The following is an 18523-nucleotide window of genomic DNA, read 5'->3' as shown; positions in this document are numbered from 1 at the left end:
GGGAGAAAAAATGAAACTCACATCAATCCTAGCCGGCGTCGCGATGGCTGCTGGTTTGGCCACAGGCGCAATCGCCGATGGTCACGAGAAAACGAAAGTAGGCTTTGTCTACGTTGGCCCAATCGGCGACGGCGGTTGGACCTATGAACACCACCAAGGTCTCTTGGCTGTTGAAGAAGCCTTCGGTGACAAGGTTGAAACTGTCTATGTTGAGAACGTGCCAGAAGGTGCGGACGCAGAGCGTGTGATGACACAGATGGCGCTGGAAGGCGCTGACCTGATCTTCACCACGTCCTTTGGTTACATGGACCCAACGATCAACGTCGCAGCCAAATTCCCAGATGTGAAGTTTGAGCATGCAACAGGCTTCAAGCGCGCCGATAACGTCTCCACCTACTCTGCACGCTTCTACGAAGGCCGTGCGGTACAAGGCCACATCGCGGGCAAGATGACGGAGTCCAACATCGTGGGCTACATCGCATCCTTCCCAATTCCAGAAGTCATCCGTGGTATCAACTCCGCCTATCTGCACGCCAGCAAGGTGAACCCGGATATCGAGTTCAAGATCATCTGGGTCTACACATGGTTCGACCCAGCGAAGGAAGCCGAAGCTGCCAACGTTCTGATTGAACAGGGTGCTGACGTGATCCTTCAGCACACTGACTCAACCGCGCCACAGGCCGCAGCACTTGCTGCCAACGATGCGGGCGGCAACGTGATTTCCTTCGGTCAGGCGTCCGACATGGCAGAGTTCGGGCCCAAGCCCCGCGTTTCTTCCATCATCGACAACTGGGCGCCTTACTATGTGGCCCGCACGCAGGCTGTTATGGACGGCACATGGTCCAGCGTCGACACATGGGACGGCATGGACACCGGCATGGTCGAAATCGGTGAGATCACCGACGTTGTCCCCGCCGAAGTGAAAGCCGAAGCAGAAGCCATGATCGCAGCCATCGCAGCGGGCGAATATCACCCGTTCACAGGGCCAATCAACAAGCAGGACGGCTCTGCTTGGTTGGCAGACGGTGAAGTGGCAGACGACGGCACTCTTGCTGGCATGAACTTCTACATCGAAGGCGTGACAGGCGACATTCCGCAGTAACGCGCAAAACATCAAAGACGAAAGGCGGGCCCTCAGATGGTCCGCCTTTTTTGATTGAATAGATGCCCGAAACCGATTGCCCCTGAGCACTTAAGAAGGCAAAAAATCGCGCTCGCTGACGACCGATTTTGTCCTTCTAAAACCGAAAGAGTCTGCGCCACTTTTCAGCTCAAAAATTGAGATTCGCAGGTCACCGCTAGTTCACGTTTGCGACAGCGAATTAGATCACTCTACCCCCAATTGTTACCGCAACGTAAAGAAATCAAAAACAATCCGTCTAAATCTGCTGTACTGATCACAAATAAAGTCGCCAACCTGTCCAATTGGAGCAGTTCCAAATTGGATCAAAAATCCGTAAAAATTTCCTCAGTTAAACGGTGTTTTCGTTGAATAGCTTTTCGAAGGGTGACTAGTGTTTGGTTAAGGTTTTCCCGGTCGCCGCGCGTTTAGATGTTTTGTGTTGTTTAGGGCATCGCGGCGATCGGACCTCTTCTCTTCAGTACACCTTCTGATCTTGCTTGAAAATGGGTGAAACGGCGTTAGCCTTTCGGCATGTGTTTCACCACCGTCTCACCACCTTTTGCCCACCGATCGCAACACTCTAGCCCGAGTGCACGTACGTCATGTTTGACGTCCTGATCATTGGCGGCGGCGTCGCGGGCCTTTCCCTTGCTTCCCAGCTTGCACCTCATGTCAGCGTGGCGCTGATCGAAGCTGAACCCTCCTTGGGCTATCATGCCTCAGGCCGCTCTGCAGCGGCCTATGAACCAAACTACGGCCTCCCATCTACATTAGAGCTGACACGGGCCAGTTTTGAGGCGCATACAGCCTTTGGCGTCCTATCCCCGCGTGGCTGTTTGTTGCTGGCAAAGGCCGCAGACAAAGACGCATTCCTTGACGATGTGAAGACCCTCGACCTCCACCAGATTTCCATCAAAGACGCAAAAGCCAAAGTCCCGATCATTGATGACACAAAGGTGGCCTTTGCAGCGCATCATGACGGGCTTTGGGACGTGGATACCGACCTCTTACGGCAAAACTTCGCGAAGATCGCCCGCAGCCACGGTGCTGAAATCATCTGTGGTCACAGGGTTACGTCGATCAGCAAATCGCTGCGCGGGTGGTCGGTTGAAAGCCAGAGCAGGACAACCGAAGCAAAAGTGCTGATCAACGCGGCTGGTGCTTGGGCGGACGGTATTGCGCAAATGGCAGGCATGCGTCCCATAGGCCTGCAACCGCTCCGCCGCTCGATGGGGCGCATCCCTGCCCCCGGTGGTCATGATGTGAGCGGTTGGCCAATGTTTTTTGGACCGTCCGAAAGCTGGTACGCCAAGCCTGACGCGGGTGCATTGATCGTCTCCCCCGCGGATGAAGACCCGACAGAACCCCATGACGCCTTTGCCGATGACATAGTTCTGGCGGAAGGTTTCGCGCGATACGAAGAACACGTGACAGAGCCGGTAACACGTTTGCTCACTTCATGGGCTGGCCTGCGCACCTTCGCGCCAGATCGCCAGTTCGTGCTTGGCCGCGACCCGTCCGACCCGTCCTTCATCTGGTGCGCAGGTCAGGGCGGCTATGGGTTCCAGTCGTGCCACGGTGCCGCGCAGTATCTGGCGGAGATGGTTTTGGAAAAACCATCCTCCTTCAGCGCCACGCTCCACCAGCAACTAGATCCCGCCAGATTTGACGCGCCTTAGCCGTCTTTCCGAATGACCTCGTTCTTCGGATCGTAAGGGCTGTCCTCAACGATCTGAGCGTCCCAAAGCTGATCAAGCATCTTGACCTTCAGCTTGGTCCCAACTTCCGCCAAAGCGGGCGGGACGTAGCCCATGCCGATGCTCTTCTCAAACGCGACGGAGTATCCGCCAGAGGTCAGACGCCCAACACGCTCCCCCTCCACGGTGTAAAGCGCCTCACGTCCCCATGGGTCCGCGTCAGACGGGCCATCGATCAGCAGTGTCACACATTTGGACCGGATGCCCTTGGCAACCATCGCGTCTTTGCCGTGGAAGTCTTTGCTCAGATCAATGAACCGCGGCAAATCCGCCTCTTGTGGGGTCGCATCACGGCCAAGTTCGGTGCCGAAAGCGCGATAAGATTTCTCCTGACGCAGCCAGTTCTGCGCACGAGCACCGACCAGCTTCATCCCATGTTTCTCACCAGCTTTTTCAAGCAGATCGAACAGGTAGGTCTGCATTTCAATCGGATGATGCAACTCCCATCCAAGCTCACCCGTATAGGCCACTCGGATCGCATTTACCGGGCACATTCCAAGTTCGATCTGTTTGGCTGACAGCCAAGGGAAATTTTTGTTGGACAGGGCGTTCTCAGGATCAGATCCACCGATTACCTCTTTCAAAACGTCGCGAGACTTCGGGCCCGCAATCGCGAAGACACCCCATTGAGTTGTGACATCCTGCGCGTTGATGCGGCCGAATTCTTCTTCCTTCTCAGCAATCGCTTTGTAGAGGAAGTCCTCGTCATAGCTATGCCAGCCACCGGCTGAGACGAGGTAGTAATCATCTTCCGCCAAACGCACGATGGTGTACTCAGTCCGCGTCGTACCATGCGCGGTAAGCGCATACGTCAGGTTGATCCGCCCAACCCGAGGCAACTTGTTGCAAGTGAACCAATCCAAAAACGCGGTCGCCCCCGGTCCGCTGATCCGATGCTTGGCAAATGCGGTTGCATCGATCAGGCCAACGCCTTCTCGGATCGCTTTCGCCTCTTCCACCGCATATTGCCACCAACCACCGCGACGGAAGGACCGGCTTTCTTCATCGAAGTTGTCTGGCGCATCCAGCGGTCCGTAGTAGTTCGGGCGTTCCCAACCGTTCACCCACCCGAACTGCGCACCACGCGCTTTCTGTCGGTCATAGGCTGGTGCGGTCCGCAATGGACGACAAGCAGGTCGCTCTTCATCTGGGTGGTGCAGGATGTAGACGTGATCGTAGCACTCTTCGTTCTTGCGGGCGGCAAACTCCGTCGTCATCCAGTCTTGGCCGTAGCGCTTTGGATCGAGCGACGCCATGTCGATCTCAGCCTCGCCGTCGACCATCATCTGCGCAAGGTAGTAGCCCGTGCCACCCGCCGCCGTGATCCCGAAGGAGAATCCTTCGGCCAACCACATATTCGTCAGACCAGGTGCGGGACCAACAAGCGGGTTGCCATCAGGTGTGTAGCAAATCGGACCGTTGAAATCGTCCTTCAACCCGCTTTCCTCACAGGAAGGTACGCGGTGGATCATTGCCATGTACTGCTCTTCAATCCGCTCCAGATCGAGCGGGAAAAGATCCGCGCGGAAGCTGTCCGGCACACCGTGCTCAAAGCAAGCAGGCGCGTTCTTCTCATATACGCCTAAAATCCAGCCGCCCCGCTCTTCCCGAACATAGGACTGCGCATCGGCATCGCGGACGACCGGATGCTCCACTCCGCCCGCTTCGCGATATTTCACAAGCTCCGGATCCTGATCCATGACAATGAACTGGTGTTCAACGGGGATCGCTGGGATCTTGATACCCAGCTTTTTCGCTGTGGTCTGTGCGTGATTACCGGAGGCAGTGACCACATGCTCCGCTGTCACAACGATCTGTTCGTCGGACCCAACGAGGTTGCCGCCCCTTTCCACCATCTTGGTGCAGGTGACTTCCCAATGGGTGCCGTTCCAATGATAGGCATCGGCCTGCCATTTCCGCTCAATCATCACGCCGCGCTGGCGCGCCCCTTTGGCCATCGCCTGCGTCACATCCGCAGGGTTAATGTAGCCATCCGTGTTGTGGTAAATCGCGCCCTTCAGGTCTTCCGTGCGGATCAGCGGCCAACGCGCTTTGATCTCATCTGGTGTCAGCCACTCGTAAGGCACGTCGCAGGTCTCAGCCGTTGAGGCGTAGAGCATGTATTCATCCATACGCTCCTGCGTCTGCGCCATGCGCAGGTTGCCAACGACCGCAAACCCCGCGTTGAGACCTGTTTCTTCCTCAAGCGTTTTGTAGAAATCGACAGAGTATTTATGGATATGCGTTGTCGCATAAGACATGTTGAAAAGCGGCAGCAGACCGGCAGCATGCCATGTGGATCCGGAGGTTAGCTCATCCCGCTCCAGCAGCATGACGTCGTCCCAGCCCGCCTTGGCCAAATGATAGGCAATCGATGTCCCGACGGCACCGCCGCCAACTACAAGCGCTTTCACATTGATCTGCATCGCCGACTCCCTTGGTCTCTGTGTTGCTGGCAATCTGGCCTAAGTCGGCAAATCACGCCAGAACCAGCCGACCTAGTGTGTCGCGAAACCGACCTTTCAGGCAGCAACCGCTTAGTGAGCAGAGGGTAGGACGAGGTCGGGCGGCCTGTGGCCGTCTTGGAAGGTCCGGATGTTGATCAAAACCTTCTCCCCCATCTCCACGCGGCCTTCGACCGTGGCAGAGCCCATGTGCGGCAGAAGAATGACGTTTGGCAGCGCTTTGAGGCGCGGATTGATCTCATGTCCGCGCTCAAACACATCCAAGCCCGCACCCGCAATCTCCCCAGCGCGGATCATCCTTGTGAGCGCGTTTTCGTCGATCACTTCGCCACGGGACGTGTTCACGATCACTGCGCTGGGTTTCAACAACCGCAAGCGCCGCGCGTTCATTAGGTGATAAGTCGAAGGCGTGTGCGGGCAATTGATCGACAAAACATCGACCCGCGCCACCATCTGATCGAGGCTTTCCCAGTAGGTCGCCTCTAGCGCCTCCTCAATCTCCGTCCGTAGCCTGCGGCGGTTGTGGTAATGGACCTGCATGCCAAAGGCTTTCGCACGGCGTGCCACTGCTTGCCCGATCCGGCCCATCCCAAGGATGCCCAAGCATCGCCCTTTGATCCGCCCGCCCAACATCGCGGTGGGCGCCCAACCGCCCCAGTCGTCCGACTGCGCAATGCGGAACCCTTCGGCCAAGCGGCGGGTCACGCCCAGGATCAGCCCCATCGTCATATCAGCCGTATCATCGGTCATGACATCCGGCGTGTTGGTCACATGGATGCCGCGCTGTCGGGCGGCAGCAACGTCGATATTGTCGACACCGGCCCCATAGTTCGCGATCAGCTTCAGCTTGTCACCCGCCCGCGCCAAAAGGTCGGCATCAATCTTATCCGTGATTGTCGGCACCAAGACATCGGCATCCGACATGGCTTGCGCCAGTTCATCGGTGCTCATCTGAGTGTCTTCATAGCGCAGCGTCATGTTGAAAAGTTCCGACATCCGCGTCTCAACCACGTCGGGCAACCGTCGCGTGACAACAACACTCAGCTTTTTGCTTGGCATTCAGCCCTCCCGACGGCTTCCAACTCTCGCGTTTCCATGACAGGTTGCCTTCAAAGATCGCGGGGCACAAGAACCCACGCGAAAGAGCAGTCGGAACAGGAACCCGAGACGTGAAGTTCAAGGCATTGATTTGCTGTTTGCTGGTCGGCGTCAGCACTTCATCTGCTGGGGCGGAGGAAGTCACACGCGCTGATACTTCTATCACAAACGGGCCTGTCATTGGACCGGAGACGAACCTCCCCCTGCCGCGCTTCGTGTCCCTGAAAGCCAGCGAAAGCAACGTCAGGCGCGGCCCATCGCTCAGCCACCGCATCGACTGGGTCTTCCAACGCCGCGAAATGCCACTGCGCGTTGTGGCAGAATACGGCCATTGGCGTCGTGTCCTTGATCGCGACGACCAAGGCGGTTGGGTGCACTACACCATGCTCTCAGGCATCCGCACCGTTATCGTTGAGGATCAGGTCACGCTCTATAAGCGCCCTGATCTTGAAAGCTTTGAAGTGGCCGAAGTCCACAGCGGTGTGATCGCACGGCTTGGGGAATGCGAATTGGACTGGTGCAAGGTCAACGCAGGTGGCTACCGCGGCTGGGTTGAAAAATCCCATCTTTGGGGCGTGACCGCGGAAGAATTACGCGATTAAGTCGCTTTGTCGAGCCCGCGCCCCTTCAGCAATGCCTGAACACCCGGCAACCGCCCCCTGAATGCGGTGTAAAGCTCCGCCGCATCGACAGACCCACCAGACGACAGGATGGTTTCTTCCAGCTTTTTGGCAAGTGCCGGATCAAAAGGATCACCCGCTTCTTCGAACGCTTCAAACGCATCTGCATCCATCACCTCTGACCACATGTAGCTGTAGTAGCCGCTGGAATAGCCGTCACCCGCAAAGACATGCGCAAAATGCGGCGTCGCGTGGCGCATCCGAATGGCATGGGGCATTCCAATCTCTTCCAACATTTCGGCCTGCTTTTGCATTGGGTCAGACGGCGCCGGTCCGTCGTGGAACGCCAGATCAACCAAGGCAGAGGCCACATATTCTACAGTCTGGAAGCCCGTATCGTAGTTCGCCGCCGCTAACATCCGATCCAGCATATCTTTTGGCATCGGCTCACCCGTTTCGGCATGGGTCGCAAACTCTGCCAGCACCTCTGGCACAGCCAGCCAATGCTCATAAAGCTGGCTTGGCAGTTCGACAAAATCGCGGGCGACGGAGGTGCCGGATATGCTCTCATACGTCACATCCGACAGCATCTGATGCAGCGCGTGGCCAAACTCGTGAAAGAGCGTCCGCGCATCGTCAAACGACAACCGCGCGGGCGACCCCTTAGCGGGTTTTGCGAAATTGCAGACATTGACGACATGCGGTCTCAAATCACCAGCGAGCCGCTGTTGCGACTGCATCGCCATGCACCACGCGCCAGAGCGTTTGGAGGGACGTGCAAAATAATCCCCAATGAAAACAGCGATATGCTCCGCATCGCGGGTCACATCCCACATCCGCACATCAGGGTGATAGGTGGGGCCGTCCAAAGGCGTGAAGGACAACCCAAACAGTCGCTCCGCACAAGTGAACGACGCTTCAATCATCCGATCAAGCTGCAAATACGGTTTCAACGCCGCCTCATCGAGGTCATGCTCCGCTTTCCGACGCAACTCCGAATAATAGCGCCAATCCCAAGGCTCCAAAGGCCCATTATGACCATCTTTGTGAAGCATTTCCGTCAAGACAGCCGCGTCCGCTTCCGCACTCGCGCGGGCTGGGGCCCAAACCTGCATCAAAAGGTCACGCACCGCATCCGGCGTGCCCGCCATTTCCGTCTCTAGCTTGTAGTCCGCGAAAGTCTTATAACCCAAAAGCCTGGCCCGCTCTTCGCGGAGCTTCAGCGTTTCCGCCGCAATCGCGCGGTTGTCGGTCTCACCACCATTTGCCCCACGCGCTCCCCACGCTTCATAGGCTTTCTGACGCAGCGCACGATTGGGGGAAAATTGCAGAAACGGCACAATGAGCGAGCGTGAGAGCGTCACCACTGGGCAGCCCGCCTCTTTCTCCTCACCTGCCGCACGGGCCGCATCGATCACGAAGTCTGGCAAACCGTCCAGATCGCCCTCGCCCAGCGCCATGAACCACGCCCGTTCGTCGGCGAGCAGGTTCTGCGTGAATTCCGTCCCCAAAACGGACAACCGCGATTTAACTTCACGCAAACGATCAGAGGCCTCGCCTTCCAACTGTGCCCCTTGCCGGACATAGCCCCGCCGCGTCAGCATTAAAACGCGCCGCTGCTCATCCGTCAGGTCAAGCGCATCGCGGGACTGCCACAACGTCTCAATCCGTTGGAACAGCGCCTTATTCTCCGCCACTTCTGAGCCAAAAGCACTCAGCTTGGGTGCGAACTCACGCTGCAACGCTTCCCGCGCGGGATTGCTGTCGGCCCCCGCCACGGCATAGAACGCGCCAAAGATGCGGCCCAACTGAAACTCCGCCAGTTCCAATGCCTCAATGGTATTGGCAAAGGTCGGCGCATCCTGATTCTCAGCAATCGCCTTGATGGCGGCGCGCGCTTCTTTCAGTGCGTGATCCGCCGCTGGCGCAAAATGCGCGTCCTCGATCACGTCAAATGGCGGCAAATCAAACGGGTTATCCCAATCGGACAGCAACGGGTTCGTCATGAATGTCTCCTTTAGGGATGACCTAGGCGTCAGGCCGCCCCTTTTCCACCGCAGACCGCGCAATCTGGATCGATCTTGGTTTGAATGGTCCGCGTGTCCGCGTAGAGCGCGTCATAAATCATCAATCGGCCTCTGAGCGGCTCACCTGCGCCCGTGATCACCTTGATCGCTTCCGCCGCCATCATTGACCCAACTACGCCGGGCAATGGCCCTAAGACACCGGCTTCGGCACAGCTTGGCACAAGGCTCGGATCGGCAGGCGTCGGGAATACACAGGCATAGCACGGCCCGCCATTTGACGGGTCATAAAAGCTGATCTGCCCTTCCCACTGCGTCAAAGCCGCGGCAATCAGAGGCTTTTCCAGCCTAGTCGCCGTCTCATTCACCAAATACCGCGTGTCGAAATTGTCAGACCCGTCGAGGATGACATCATATTCGACGAACAATTCCTCAGCGATGTCACCCGTCAGCCGCCGCTCATAAGCCCGCACGTCTGTGTAGGGGTTTTGAGCCACCATCGCCTCAGCGGCAGAGGTGACTTTGGGCGCACCAATGCTCTCATCGCGGTGAATCACCTGGCGTTGCAGGTTGGTGTTCTCAACTGTGTCATCATCGATGACACCAATCGTGCCAACGCCCGCCGCCGCCAGATATTGCAAGGTGGGCGACCCCAAACCACCGGCCCCAATCACGAAAACTTTGGCGTTTTTGAGCGATTTTTGACCCGGGCCGCCAATCTCCCGCAGCACGATATGCCGCGCGTAGCGGTCAAGTTCTGTCGCGGTAAAGTCGCCCTGTTGTTGAACCGCTACGTCAGGCTGCACCACCCGCGCCTTCAACCGCCTAAGGAGGATTCGATATGCCCAAACAATCCCGCTAAAGGCCACGACCAACAGCCACAGCCGCGCATCGCCACCCGTCGCCTCACGCAATGGATGACCATCCGGCAGCACCAATTGCAGCGCGATCACGGCCACCAACAAGATGCCGATCATGATCCAGCGGGCATTGCGCGGCTTGCCCATCACGACGCCAATCCCCCAAATCACGGCGGCCATCGCGCCGACCATGATCATGACTGGGTCCCCGTTGATCCAAACCCACCAGCGCCGCGTTCTGTGGTATCCAATGTCTCAACCACATCAAAAGCCGCCTGCACCACAGGCGCCACAACGATCTGAGCGATGCGCATCCCGTGCGTAATGTGAAACGGTTCTTGCCCCAGATTGACGGCAATGATGCCAACAGGCCCGCGGTAGTCACTGTCGATCGTACCGGGTGTGTTGAGCAGCGTGATCCCGTTCTTCAAGGCCAAGCCGGACCGTGGCCGCACTTGCACCTCAAATCCCACAGGAATCGCCATCGTCAAACCGGTCGGGATCAAAACCCGCTGACCAAACTCCAAAACAAACCCGTCATCCCGCTGACCCTCTGGGAAATTAGCGCAAATGTCTGCGCCAGCAGCCCCGGCCGTCTCGTAACGGGGGAGCGGCAAGCGCTGATCGGCCTCCGCCAACCACGCGATCTGCACTGTGGGAGGTATCACTTCTTGCCCTCAAGCGTCTCTGCAATCATTTGTGCCAGACGCGCCGCGACCTGATCCTTGGTCATGCGCGGCCAAACATCTGTACCGGATTGCCGGATCAAGGTGATGGCGTTCTCGCTCCCCCCCATGATCCCTGTCTCAGGTGACACATCATTTGCCACAATCCAGTCGCAACCCTTAGTTTCCAACTTCGACGTCGCATGGGCCACCACATCATCCGTCTCAGCCGCAAATCCGACGATCAATCCGGGGCGACCTTTTTTCCTTTTGGATACCGTGGCGAGGATGTCTGGGTTCTCTGCAAACTCTAATCTCGGCGGGCCAGAGCCGTCCTTTTTGATCTTTCTGTCACCTGCATTTGCCGCGCGCCAATCCGCGACCGCCGCCGCAAAGATCGCTACATCTGCAGGGAGGGCTGATTCCACCGCCTCCAGCATTTCTTGCGCGGTTTGCACCAGTACGACCTTCACGCCATGCGGCGCAGGATGATCCGCTGGACCGGTCACGAACGTCACATCCGCCCCCAACATCGCCAGCGCCCGCGCAATCGCCGTGCCTTGCGCGCCCGATGACCGGTTCGCAATATACCTGACGGGATCAATGGGTTCATGCGTCGGGCCAGAGGTCACAAGCACATGCTTGCCCGACAGTGGCCCCGCGCCCAGCCCCGCCTCCACCGCAGCGACAATCTCCAAAGGTTCGGCCATGCGGCCAGGGCCATATTCACCGCAGGCCATGTCGCCATCATTGGGGCCAGCCATCAAAACACCGTCATCTTCTAGCGTCGCGAGGTTGCGCTGCGTCGCGGGGTGGGTCCACATGTGCACGTTCATCGATGGTGCAATCAAAACCCGCTTGTTAGTCGCCAAAAGTACGTTGGAGGCGAGATCATTCGCATGTCCCTGCGCCATCTTCGCCATCAAATCCGCTGTTGCAGGTGCCACGACGATCAAATCCGCGGCTCGCGACAGCTCAATATGGCCCATCTCCGCCTCATCCGTAAGGTTGAAGAGGTCTTCAAACACCTTTTCACCGGTCAACGCAGAGACACTCAACGGCGTGACAAACTCAGCCGCCGCTTTTGTCATCACAGCCGTCACCTTTGCCCCCCGCTCCCGAAAGCGACGGATCAGGTCCAATGATTTATAGGCGGCAATCCCGCCGCCTATCACCAGTAAGATGTGTTTGTTTGCCAGCATCAAATCGCCCTAGGTTTGCGTGCGAACACTAGGCGACTTGATATGCGAAAGACAATGCGTGAACCGTGAGTGGTTTAGGCAAAGAATGCGTGGACTTCGCTGCTTTCTGCTTCCAACTTCTTGCGCATCTTGCCGAAGGCTGCCGCCTCGAGCTGGCGCACACGCTCCTTCGACAGACCAAGCTCAACGCCCAAGCTTTCCAGCGTGCGAGGGTCTTCGCGCAGTTTGCGCTCTCGGACGATGAATCGCTCACGCTCATTGAGTGACGCCAAAGCGCTCAAAAGCCACTGGCGCAGTGTCTCCTGATCGTGACTGTTTTCGACATGCTCCGCAGCTTGCGGCGCATCGTCTTCCAATGCATCGATCCATTCACGCCCTTCCTCATCGGTAGATTGCGTCGCGTTCAATGAAAAGTCGGAGCCGGAAAGGCGTCCTTCCATCATTTCAACGTCATGGATCGGCACACCCACCTCTTCTGAGATCAGTTGGTGCATGATGTGTCTTTCAATCACGCGCCCTTCGGCGGCGGCCTCACGCTCCAGACGAGCTTGGACCCGACGCATATTGAAAAACAGGGATTTCTGGCTGCTGGTCGATCCTGTGCGAACCATCGACCAGTTCCGCATCACATAGTCCTGAATGGAGGCTTTGATCCACCAAACGGCGTATGTGGAGAAGCGGACGCCACGGTCGGGATCGAACTTGTCGGCGGCTTTCATCAAACCGACCGAGGCTTCCTGAATAAGGTCATTCATGGGGGCGCCGTAGCGCTTGAACTTAGCAGCCATAGAGATAGCCAAACGCATGTAAGCATTGATCAACCGGTGCAGGGCCTTCTCATCACGCTCGTCGCGCCAGGCGTACGCCAAGGCCAATTCCGTCTCTGCGTCAAGCAACTCTGCTTTCATCGCCGTGCGTGACAAGGTTTGAACACTCAACCCGTCGACTGCCATAGTATTTCCCCCTATAAAAAGTTCCGTGCTTAAAGGCCGGTTTGTAATAAAGTTACGAAGGGGGAACCCATTTGGATCATTTTTGTTCGGAAAAAAGTTTGCCTGCGCTCACCCTCGTCCTAGGTGGTGCTGCCTCTGGTAAATCAAGATACGCCGAATCTCTAGTCCAAGCCACTGATCAAAAACGCATTTATATCGCAACCGCTCAGGCTTTTGACGAGGAGATGAGAGCCAAGATTGCCGCACATAAAATTCAGCGCGGCCCCAATTGGATGACGATTGAATGCCCGATTGACCTATGTGATGCGATTTCAGGTTGCGCGCCAGACGACGTTGTTCTGATTGATTGCCTTACCCTTTGGCTCACCAATGTTTTGCTCACTGAAAGGGATGTAGACGCAGAAATGGATGCTCTTGTAGCCTCTCTCTCCAGCGCATCAGCAACCATTCTCGTAGTCTCTAACGAAGTGGGTCAAGGGATTGTGCCCGACAATGCCCTATCGCGGCAATTCCGTTCGGCGCAAGGGCGGCTCAATCAAAAGGTGGCGGAACACGCTGATACGGTGGTTGGCGTCATGGCTGGCCTGCCCTTCGCGCTGAAAGGACCGCTCCCTCTATGACCCATTTTTGGTGGGTCCGGCATGGGCCAACGCATCAAAAGTCTTTCGTGGGTTGGCGCGATATCCCTGCCGATCTGTCCGACACGCCCCTGATTTCTGCTGTCGCCAACTACCTGCCGCAAGATGCGCTAATCATTTCTTCCGACCTGATCCGTAGCACGACAACCGCCGACGCCATTCAGGGTCAACGCAACCGCCTTCCCCACGACCAACGCCTGCGCGAGTTCGATTTCGGCGACTGGGACGGGCTGACCTTTGATGAGGTCAACGCCCGTGATCCAATTCTTTGCCGTGAGTACTGGGAAAAACCCGGCGATGTAGCGCCCCCAAACGGCGAAAGCTGGAACGCGGTCGCAGGACGGGTGAATGCGGCCGTCGACCACCTCATTCAATCCACCAAAAGCCAGCACATCATCGTCGTCGCGCACTTCGGCGTCATCATGACCCAAATACAAAAGGTCGAAGGCGACGACGCCTACAAAGCCTTAGGCCACAAAATTGACAATCTATCTGTCACGGACCTGCGGTTTGACGGGCAAAACTGGCATCGCGGCGCGATCAATCACCTCCCTGAATAGGAGGTATGACGCATGTTCGTTCGCTCTAAACGGCATGGCCGAGTAGCGTTTGATTTTGGAGTTTTCTATGTCCCACACCCTCTACATCGGGGATCGCACCTTCTCCAGCTGGTCCTATCGCAGCTGGCTAATGCTCGAAAAATTCAACCTGACTTATGATGTTGTCATGACCGGTCTTTATTTCGGCACCTTGGCGGAGGATTTGGCCGATATCGCACCAACCAGAACTGTGCCAGCCATAACAACATCCAGTAGGCCACGTGTTGACCGACAGCCTGTCAATGGCCGAAACGCTCGCCGAACGGCATCCTGAAGCTGGGCTTTGGCCCGCAGACCCTGCCGCCCGCGCACTCGCCCGAAACTTAGTGGGCGGGGGGCGCGGCGCAAAACCGGGGGGAATATCGCTCGCCCACAATGGCGTCCTTTTCATGGACGAATTCCCAGAGTTCCCCCGCGCGGTGCTACACACGCTGCGCCAACCCATTGAAACTGGTGAAGTCGTCTTCTCCCGCGCCAATGCGCACGTCCGATATCCGTGCCGTTTCATGCTGGTCGCGGCCGCAAACCCCAGTAAATGCGGATATTTCTCCGATCCCTCCCGCGCCTGCGCCCGTGTCCCTATGTGTGGGGAGGATTACTTGGGCCGTATCTCAGGCCTCTTGATGGAACGGTTCGATCTGCGCGTCGATGTACCCCCTGTGGCGTTCACCGACTTGGACATGCAAGCAAATGGCAAAACCTCCGCCGATATTGCCACGCGGGTCGCCCACGTTCGCGACATCCAAGCGGCACGGTTCAAAAACACAGAAGGCGTGCGCGTCAACGCCGATGCCGAAGGGGCGTTTCTGGAAGAGCTCGCAGTGCAGGAACCTGCCGGAAAAGCCCTTTTGATCCGAGCCGCCGAAACGCTCGGCCTCTCCGCGCGTGGCTATCACCGCGTGTTGCGCGTGGCGCGTACTATCGCAGATCTCGACCAATCAGAAACCGTCCAACACAAACACATCGCCGAAGCGATCAGCTTTCGAATGCCCTCTGCGGCTTAGGCCCGTTTCGCCTCAATCGCTTGCCAGATTTTCTCTGCGACGTTGGTGCCGTTAAACCGCTCCAACTCTTGAATGCCGGTGGGGGAGGTTACGTTGATCTCTGTCAGCCAATCGCCGATCACGTCGATCCCTACAAAAATCTGACCTTTTTCCTTCAACAACGGCCCAATTGCCGCACAAATCTCACGGTCCCGATCTGTGAGCTCCACCTTCTCTGGTCGCCCACCCACATGCATGTTCGAGCGTGTCTCCCCCGCAGCAGGCACACGGTTAATGGCGCCCACAGGCTCCCCATCGACCAAAATCACCCGCTTGTCGCCGTTGCTGACCGCTGGCAGGAACTTCTGAATGATCAACGGTTCACGATTCATGGCACTGAAAAGCTCGTGCAACGATGCGAGGTTTGCGTCCGCTTGATGAAGCTTGAAAACACCGGCGCCACCGTTGCCATAAAGCGGCTTCAAGATCACATCACCATGCTCTGCGCGAAATTCCTTCAGCGTCTCGAGATCGCGGGCAATCATCGTGGGGGGTGTCAAATCAGGGAACGATAACACCAACAGTTTTTCTGGATAATTCCGCACCCAAAACGGGTCATTCACCACCAAGGTCTGCGGGTGGATCATGTCCAGCAAATGCGTTGTGGTGATGTAGCTCATATCAAACGGCGGGTCTTGGCGCAGCCAGACGACGTCATACTCCGACAGATCAACATCCTGCAAATCACCAAATTGGAAGTGATCGCCCTTCTTGCGTTGCACCGTCAACGGCAAACCCCGCGCCATCACGCGGCCCGCGCGATAGCTGATTTGATCAGGTGTATAGTAAAACAGGCGATGCCCCCGAGCCTGCGCTTCTTCTGCAAGCCGGAACGTGCTGTCCGCGTCAATATCTATGGGATCGATGGGGTCCATCTGAATGGCGACTTTCAATGACATCCCGCACCCTCCGACTGACTCGCGTCCTTGTTACATGGCGTAGCGGGGCGGTCAGATCAATGGGTCAGGTCAGCCGTTGCCCAGGACATTTTCAAGGAGGCTCACATCACCAACACCATCGACCAGTGCCAAATCAAAACGGCACTCAGTATCCAAACCGGTTAGTGATCGGGCCAAGAACTCTTCCGCAGTTTGCAGAAACCGCTGCTGCTGACGGCGCCCGAGACGCCAAGCTGCCGCAGCGTGGGTTTTGCTTTTCTTCACTTCGACAAAAACAGTGCAGCCCTCAGCTTCGACAATGAGGTCAATCTCCCCACCTGATCCACGCCAACGCTGCGCTGACACACTATAACTGGCATTAACATATCGTTGGGATACGATGGCTTTCGCCATACGACCCGCGTGATATCCAACTGATCCCGTCACTCTTTTTCCTTCAATTCCAGCGCGCGCTGGTAGACTTGTTTTCTTGGCAATCCCAGCGCACCTGCCACGGTTGTTGCCGCGTCTTTCACACGCATCGTATCCAAAGCCTGCGCCAATGCCGCGTCGATATCATCGTCCGACACCAAAACTGCGCCGTCGCGACCAACCACAACAACACATTCCCCTTTGACCGACCGCCCTTCAAACGCGGCTGAAAGACCGTCCAAATTATTGCGCGATACCTCCTCAAACTTCTTGGTCAATTCGCGGCATACCGCCGCTTCCCGACCACCTCCGAAAACATCGCGCAAATCATTTAACATTTCCCGAACACGCTTCGGCGATTCAAAAAAGATCAGTGTCATTGGCAGATCACGCAACTCTGCCATCGCCGTCCGCCGTTGCTGTTGCCCCGATGGCAGAAACCCGATGAAGGCAAACCGATCGCTCGCCAAACCGGACACCGTGAGCGCCGCCAAAGCAGCCGACGGTCCGGGTGCCGCCGTCACCTGCAACCCTTCCTTTGCGACTGCTGCGCCCAATTCAAACCCCGGATCAGCAACAAGTGGCGTGCCTGCTTCGGAGAAATATGCAACAGATTTCCCCCCTCTGATCTCTGCCACCAAACGGTCAATGACTTTCGTCTGGCTGTGATCATGCAAAGCAATTAACGGCCGTTCTCTCAACGGAACCCCATGAATTTCCATAAGTTTTCGTGCTGTGCGGGTGTCTTCCGCTGCCAAGATGTCCGCCGATGCAAGAATATCCAAAGCCCGCAGCGTAATATCCCGCGCCGATCCAATCGGCGTTGCAAGAAAGTATAAGCCCGCCGAAAGAGCCGTTTTTCGAAAATTCATCATGGACCCTCTCTCTAGCGGGCTTATTATTAGAGCATTCGCACAGGGAGCGCGCAGATTAGAGGGCTTGCCCACAGCACCCCTGCTCAAGACAGAGGATCAAGACCGTATGTTTAATTCATCTTCCCCCACCCGTAGCTGGGTCGCAAGGCTGTTTGTCTTTCTGTCCTTTGCATTGCTCGCCGCATGTCAGCCGGTTTTGGTCGACCCAAATGCGAACTCCGGTCAACGGATCGACACGTCACGCCCCGTGCAAGTCGCACTTCTTGTTCCGGGTGGCTCAGGTGAAGGATCGGAACAGCTCCTTGCAAGCAATTTAGAGAATGCCGCTCGCTTGGCGATGGCAGATCTCAATGGCGTTGATGTTGACCTGCGCGTCTATAACACAGCGGGCAATCCCGAGCAGGCGGCCACTGTCGCGCGTGCAGCCGTTGATGAAGGCGCAAAGATCATTCTGGGCCCGCTCTTTGCTGAATCTGCAAACGCGGTGGGTGTAGCTGTTGCGGGTGACAATGTGAACGTCCTTACCTTCTCCAACAACCCAACGATCGCGGGCAGCAATGTCTTTGTTCTAGGCTCCACATTCCAGAACTCCGCAAACCGCTTGGTGAATTATGCATCACGCAATGGGCTGTCACGATTTGGTATCGTTAATGGCGATGATGTGCCTGGCGCCTCCGGCCGCGATGCCATCGCGAATGCCGTGCGCGCGAACGGTGCGCAGGTTGCAGGCGTGGCAAGCTACCCCCTTTCCCAACAGGGTATCTTCTCAAACATCAGCCAGATCACCTCGACCCTGCGCAACGGCGCCGTAGACGCGGTATTCATGACCGGCGGTGTGACAGCTGACCTCCCCATCATTGCAACAGCCTTGGATGACAACGGCTTTGGCCCAGATCGCGTGCAGTACATTGGCCTCACACGGTGGGATTCCGTGCCGCAAGCGCTTGAGCTCACAAGCCTGCAAGGTGGCCTGTTCGCTGTGCCGGACCGGGCGCGCGCAGCTAGCTTTGAGAGCCGCTATTTCTCAACCTATGACGCCACCCCACATCCGTTGGCTGGATTGGCCTATGACGGCATCGCCGCGATCGGAGCATTGGTCGCAACGGGCGAAGCTGATGCGCTCACCCGCAATGGATTGACTACGCCGCAAGGGTTCACGGGCACAAATGGTGTCTTCCGTTTCTTGCCCAACGGGCTTAATGAACGGGGACTAGCGGTCGCAACGATCCAAAATAATCAGGTGCTTATCCTTGAATCAGCTCCACGTTCCTTCGGCGTCTCAGGCTCCTAA

17 protein-coding genes and 1 pseudogene are annotated in these 18523 nt (G+C 57.0%); 8 read left to right on the top strand and 10 right to left on the bottom strand.

Annotated elements, in window-relative coordinates; translation table 11 throughout:
• Window positions 1-10: 10 nt before the first annotated feature.
• Window positions 11-1102 (top strand): BMP family ABC transporter substrate-binding protein, encoded by a 1092-nt coding sequence (locus ACTF5F_RS09030; protein WP_438956540.1) that lies wholly within the window; start codon window positions 11-13, stop codon window positions 1100-1102.
• 623 nt (window positions 1103-1725) lie between these two features.
• Entirely contained in the window at window positions 1726-2802 is a 1077-nt protein-coding gene (locus ACTF5F_RS09025) for an NAD(P)/FAD-dependent oxidoreductase (protein WP_438956539.1), read from the top strand.
• Here the strand turns inward: ACTF5F_RS09025 and ACTF5F_RS09020 are convergent.
• A complete protein-coding gene (locus ACTF5F_RS09020; protein ID WP_438956538.1) occupies window positions 2799-5306 on the bottom strand; it encodes a GcvT family protein in 2508 nt (835 codons plus the stop codon). The genes ACTF5F_RS09025 and ACTF5F_RS09020 overlap by 4 nt on opposite strands.
• Before the next feature lie 111 nt (window positions 5307-5417).
• Complete coding sequence (locus ACTF5F_RS09015) at window positions 5418-6404, bottom strand: 2-hydroxyacid dehydrogenase (RefSeq protein WP_438956537.1); 987 nt, start codon at window positions 6402-6404, stop codon at window positions 5418-5420.
• A gap of 200 nt (window positions 6405-6604) precedes the next feature.
• Between ACTF5F_RS09015 and ACTF5F_RS09010 the strand changes: the two genes are divergently transcribed.
• Window positions 6605-7045: an SH3 domain-containing protein gene (locus tag ACTF5F_RS09010; protein WP_438956555.1), complete on the top strand. Its 441-nt coding sequence runs from the start codon at window positions 6605-6607 to the stop codon at window positions 7043-7045.
• Here ACTF5F_RS09010 and ACTF5F_RS09005 read toward each other — a convergent pair.
• The 5 genes from ACTF5F_RS09005 to ACTF5F_RS08985 form a co-directional block, all read right to left on the bottom strand.
• Window positions 7042-9069: a M3 family metallopeptidase gene (locus ACTF5F_RS09005; protein ID WP_438956536.1), complete on the bottom strand. Its 2028-nt coding sequence runs from the start codon at window positions 9067-9069 to the stop codon at window positions 7042-7044. The two genes, ACTF5F_RS09010 and ACTF5F_RS09005, sit on opposite strands and share 4 nt — an antisense overlap.
• 29 nt (window positions 9070-9098) lie before the next feature.
• Window positions 9099-10145: a HesA/MoeB/ThiF family protein gene (locus ACTF5F_RS09000; RefSeq protein ID WP_438956535.1), complete on the bottom strand. Its 1047-nt coding sequence runs from the start codon at window positions 10143-10145 to the stop codon at window positions 9099-9101.
• On the bottom strand, window positions 10142-10612 hold the full coding sequence (gene dut, locus ACTF5F_RS08995) for a dUTP diphosphatase (RefSeq protein WP_438956554.1): 471 nt from the start codon (window positions 10610-10612) through the stop codon (window positions 10142-10144). Before dut ends, ACTF5F_RS09000 begins: the two co-directional genes overlap by 4 nt.
• Window positions 10612-11814, bottom strand: coding sequence for a bifunctional phosphopantothenoylcysteine decarboxylase/phosphopantothenate--cysteine ligase CoaBC (gene coaBC / locus ACTF5F_RS08990; RefSeq protein ID WP_438956534.1), 1203 nt, complete (start codon window positions 11812-11814; stop codon window positions 10612-10614). Before coaBC ends, dut begins: the two co-directional genes overlap by 1 nt.
• A gap of 74 nt (window positions 11815-11888) precedes the next feature.
• Window positions 11889-12767 carry an RNA polymerase factor sigma-32 gene (locus ACTF5F_RS08985; RefSeq protein ID WP_438956533.1) on the bottom strand — a complete coding sequence of 293 codons (879 nt, stop codon included), beginning with the start codon at window positions 12765-12767 and terminating at the stop codon, window positions 11889-11891.
• A 98-nt stretch (window positions 12768-12865) separates the two neighbouring features.
• Between ACTF5F_RS08985 and cobU the strand changes: the two genes are divergently transcribed.
• The 4 genes and pseudogenes from cobU to ACTF5F_RS08965 all read left to right on the top strand — a co-directional run.
• Window positions 12866-13387 carry a bifunctional adenosylcobinamide kinase/adenosylcobinamide-phosphate guanylyltransferase gene (gene cobU / locus ACTF5F_RS08980; RefSeq protein ID WP_438956532.1) on the top strand — a complete coding sequence of 174 codons (522 nt, stop codon included), beginning with the start codon at window positions 12866-12868 and terminating at the stop codon, window positions 13385-13387.
• Window positions 13384-13965: a histidine phosphatase family protein gene (locus tag ACTF5F_RS08975; RefSeq protein ID WP_438956531.1), complete on the top strand. Its 582-nt coding sequence runs from the start codon at window positions 13384-13386 to the stop codon at window positions 13963-13965. Before cobU ends, ACTF5F_RS08975 begins: the two co-directional genes overlap by 4 nt.
• A 67-nt stretch (window positions 13966-14032) precedes the next feature.
• Complete coding sequence (locus ACTF5F_RS08970; RefSeq protein ID WP_438956530.1) at window positions 14033-14278, top strand: hypothetical protein; 246 nt, start codon at window positions 14033-14035, stop codon at window positions 14276-14278.
• 49 nt (window positions 14279-14327) lie between these two features.
• A pseudogene (locus ACTF5F_RS08965) lies at window positions 14328-15008 on the top strand (ATP-binding protein); the annotation flags it as partial.
• Here the strand turns inward: ACTF5F_RS08965 and gshB are convergent.
• The 3 genes from gshB to rsmI form a co-directional block, all read right to left on the bottom strand.
• A complete protein-coding gene (gene gshB / locus ACTF5F_RS08960) occupies window positions 15005-15946 on the bottom strand; it encodes a glutathione synthase (protein WP_438956529.1) in 942 nt (313 codons plus the stop codon). The pseudogene ACTF5F_RS08965 and the gene gshB overlap by 4 nt on opposite strands.
• A 69-nt stretch (window positions 15947-16015) precedes the next feature.
• Window positions 16016-16372 carry a YraN family protein gene (locus tag ACTF5F_RS08955; protein ID WP_438956528.1) on the bottom strand — a complete coding sequence of 119 codons (357 nt, stop codon included), beginning with the start codon at window positions 16370-16372 and terminating at the stop codon, window positions 16016-16018.
• Window positions 16369-17229 carry a 16S rRNA (cytidine(1402)-2'-O)-methyltransferase gene (rsmI, locus tag ACTF5F_RS08950; protein ID WP_438956553.1) on the bottom strand — a complete coding sequence of 287 codons (861 nt, stop codon included), beginning with the start codon at window positions 17227-17229 and terminating at the stop codon, window positions 16369-16371. Before rsmI ends, ACTF5F_RS08955 begins: the two co-directional genes overlap by 4 nt.
• Before the next feature lie 109 nt (window positions 17230-17338).
• Here rsmI and ACTF5F_RS08945 point away from each other — a divergent pair, with 109 nt between their 5' ends.
• Window positions 17339-18523: a penicillin-binding protein activator gene (locus ACTF5F_RS08945; protein WP_438956527.1), complete on the top strand. Its 1185-nt coding sequence runs from the start codon at window positions 17339-17341 to the stop codon at window positions 18521-18523.

It is taken from the genome of Cognatiyoonia sp. (assembly GCF_965661665.1).
Taxonomy (GTDB): Bacteria; Pseudomonadota; Alphaproteobacteria; order Rhodobacterales; family Rhodobacteraceae; genus Cognatiyoonia.
Note: the sequence above shows the minus strand (reverse complement) of the source record. Positions and strands in the feature narration are given on the sequence as shown.

Bases quoted from the DNA above. Each gene is read 5' to 3' on its own strand.
- gshB (WP_438956529.1), bottom strand. From the start codon at position 15,946: ATGTCATTGAAAGTCGCCATTCAGATGGACCCCATCGATCCCATAGAT.
- ACTF5F_RS09025 (WP_438956539.1), top strand. From the start codon at position 1,726: ATGTTTGACGTCCTGATCATTGGCGGCGGCGTCGCGGGCCTTTCCCTT.
- ACTF5F_RS08985 (WP_438956533.1), bottom strand. From the start codon at position 12,767: ATGGCAGTCGACGGGTTGAGTGTTCAAACCTTGTCACGCACGGCGATG.
- ACTF5F_RS09000 (WP_438956535.1), bottom strand. From the start codon at position 10,145: ATGATCATGGTCGGCGCGATGGCCGCCGTGATTTGGGGGATTGGCGTC.
- rsmI (WP_438956553.1), bottom strand. From the start codon at position 17,229: ATGAATTTTCGAAAAACGGCTCTTTCGGCGGGCTTATACTTTCTTGCA.
- ACTF5F_RS08975 (WP_438956531.1), top strand. From the start codon at position 13,384: ATGACCCATTTTTGGTGGGTCCGGCATGGGCCAACGCATCAAAAGTCT.
- ACTF5F_RS08945 (WP_438956527.1), top strand. From the start codon at position 17,339: ATGTTTAATTCATCTTCCCCCACCCGTAGCTGGGTCGCAAGGCTGTTT.
- ACTF5F_RS08970 (WP_438956530.1), top strand. From the start codon at position 14,033: ATGTCCCACACCCTCTACATCGGGGATCGCACCTTCTCCAGCTGGTCC.
- ACTF5F_RS09020 (WP_438956538.1), bottom strand. From the start codon at position 5,306: ATGCAGATCAATGTGAAAGCGCTTGTAGTTGGCGGCGGTGCCGTCGGG.
- ACTF5F_RS09030 (WP_438956540.1), top strand. From the start codon at position 11: ATGAAACTCACATCAATCCTAGCCGGCGTCGCGATGGCTGCTGGTTTG.
- coaBC (WP_438956534.1), bottom strand. From the start codon at position 11,814: ATGCTGGCAAACAAACACATCTTACTGGTGATAGGCGGCGGGATTGCC.
- ACTF5F_RS09005 (WP_438956536.1), bottom strand. From the start codon at position 9,069: ATGACGAACCCGTTGCTGTCCGATTGGGATAACCCGTTTGATTTGCCG.
- ACTF5F_RS09015 (WP_438956537.1), bottom strand. From the start codon at position 6,404: ATGCCAAGCAAAAAGCTGAGTGTTGTTGTCACGCGACGGTTGCCCGAC.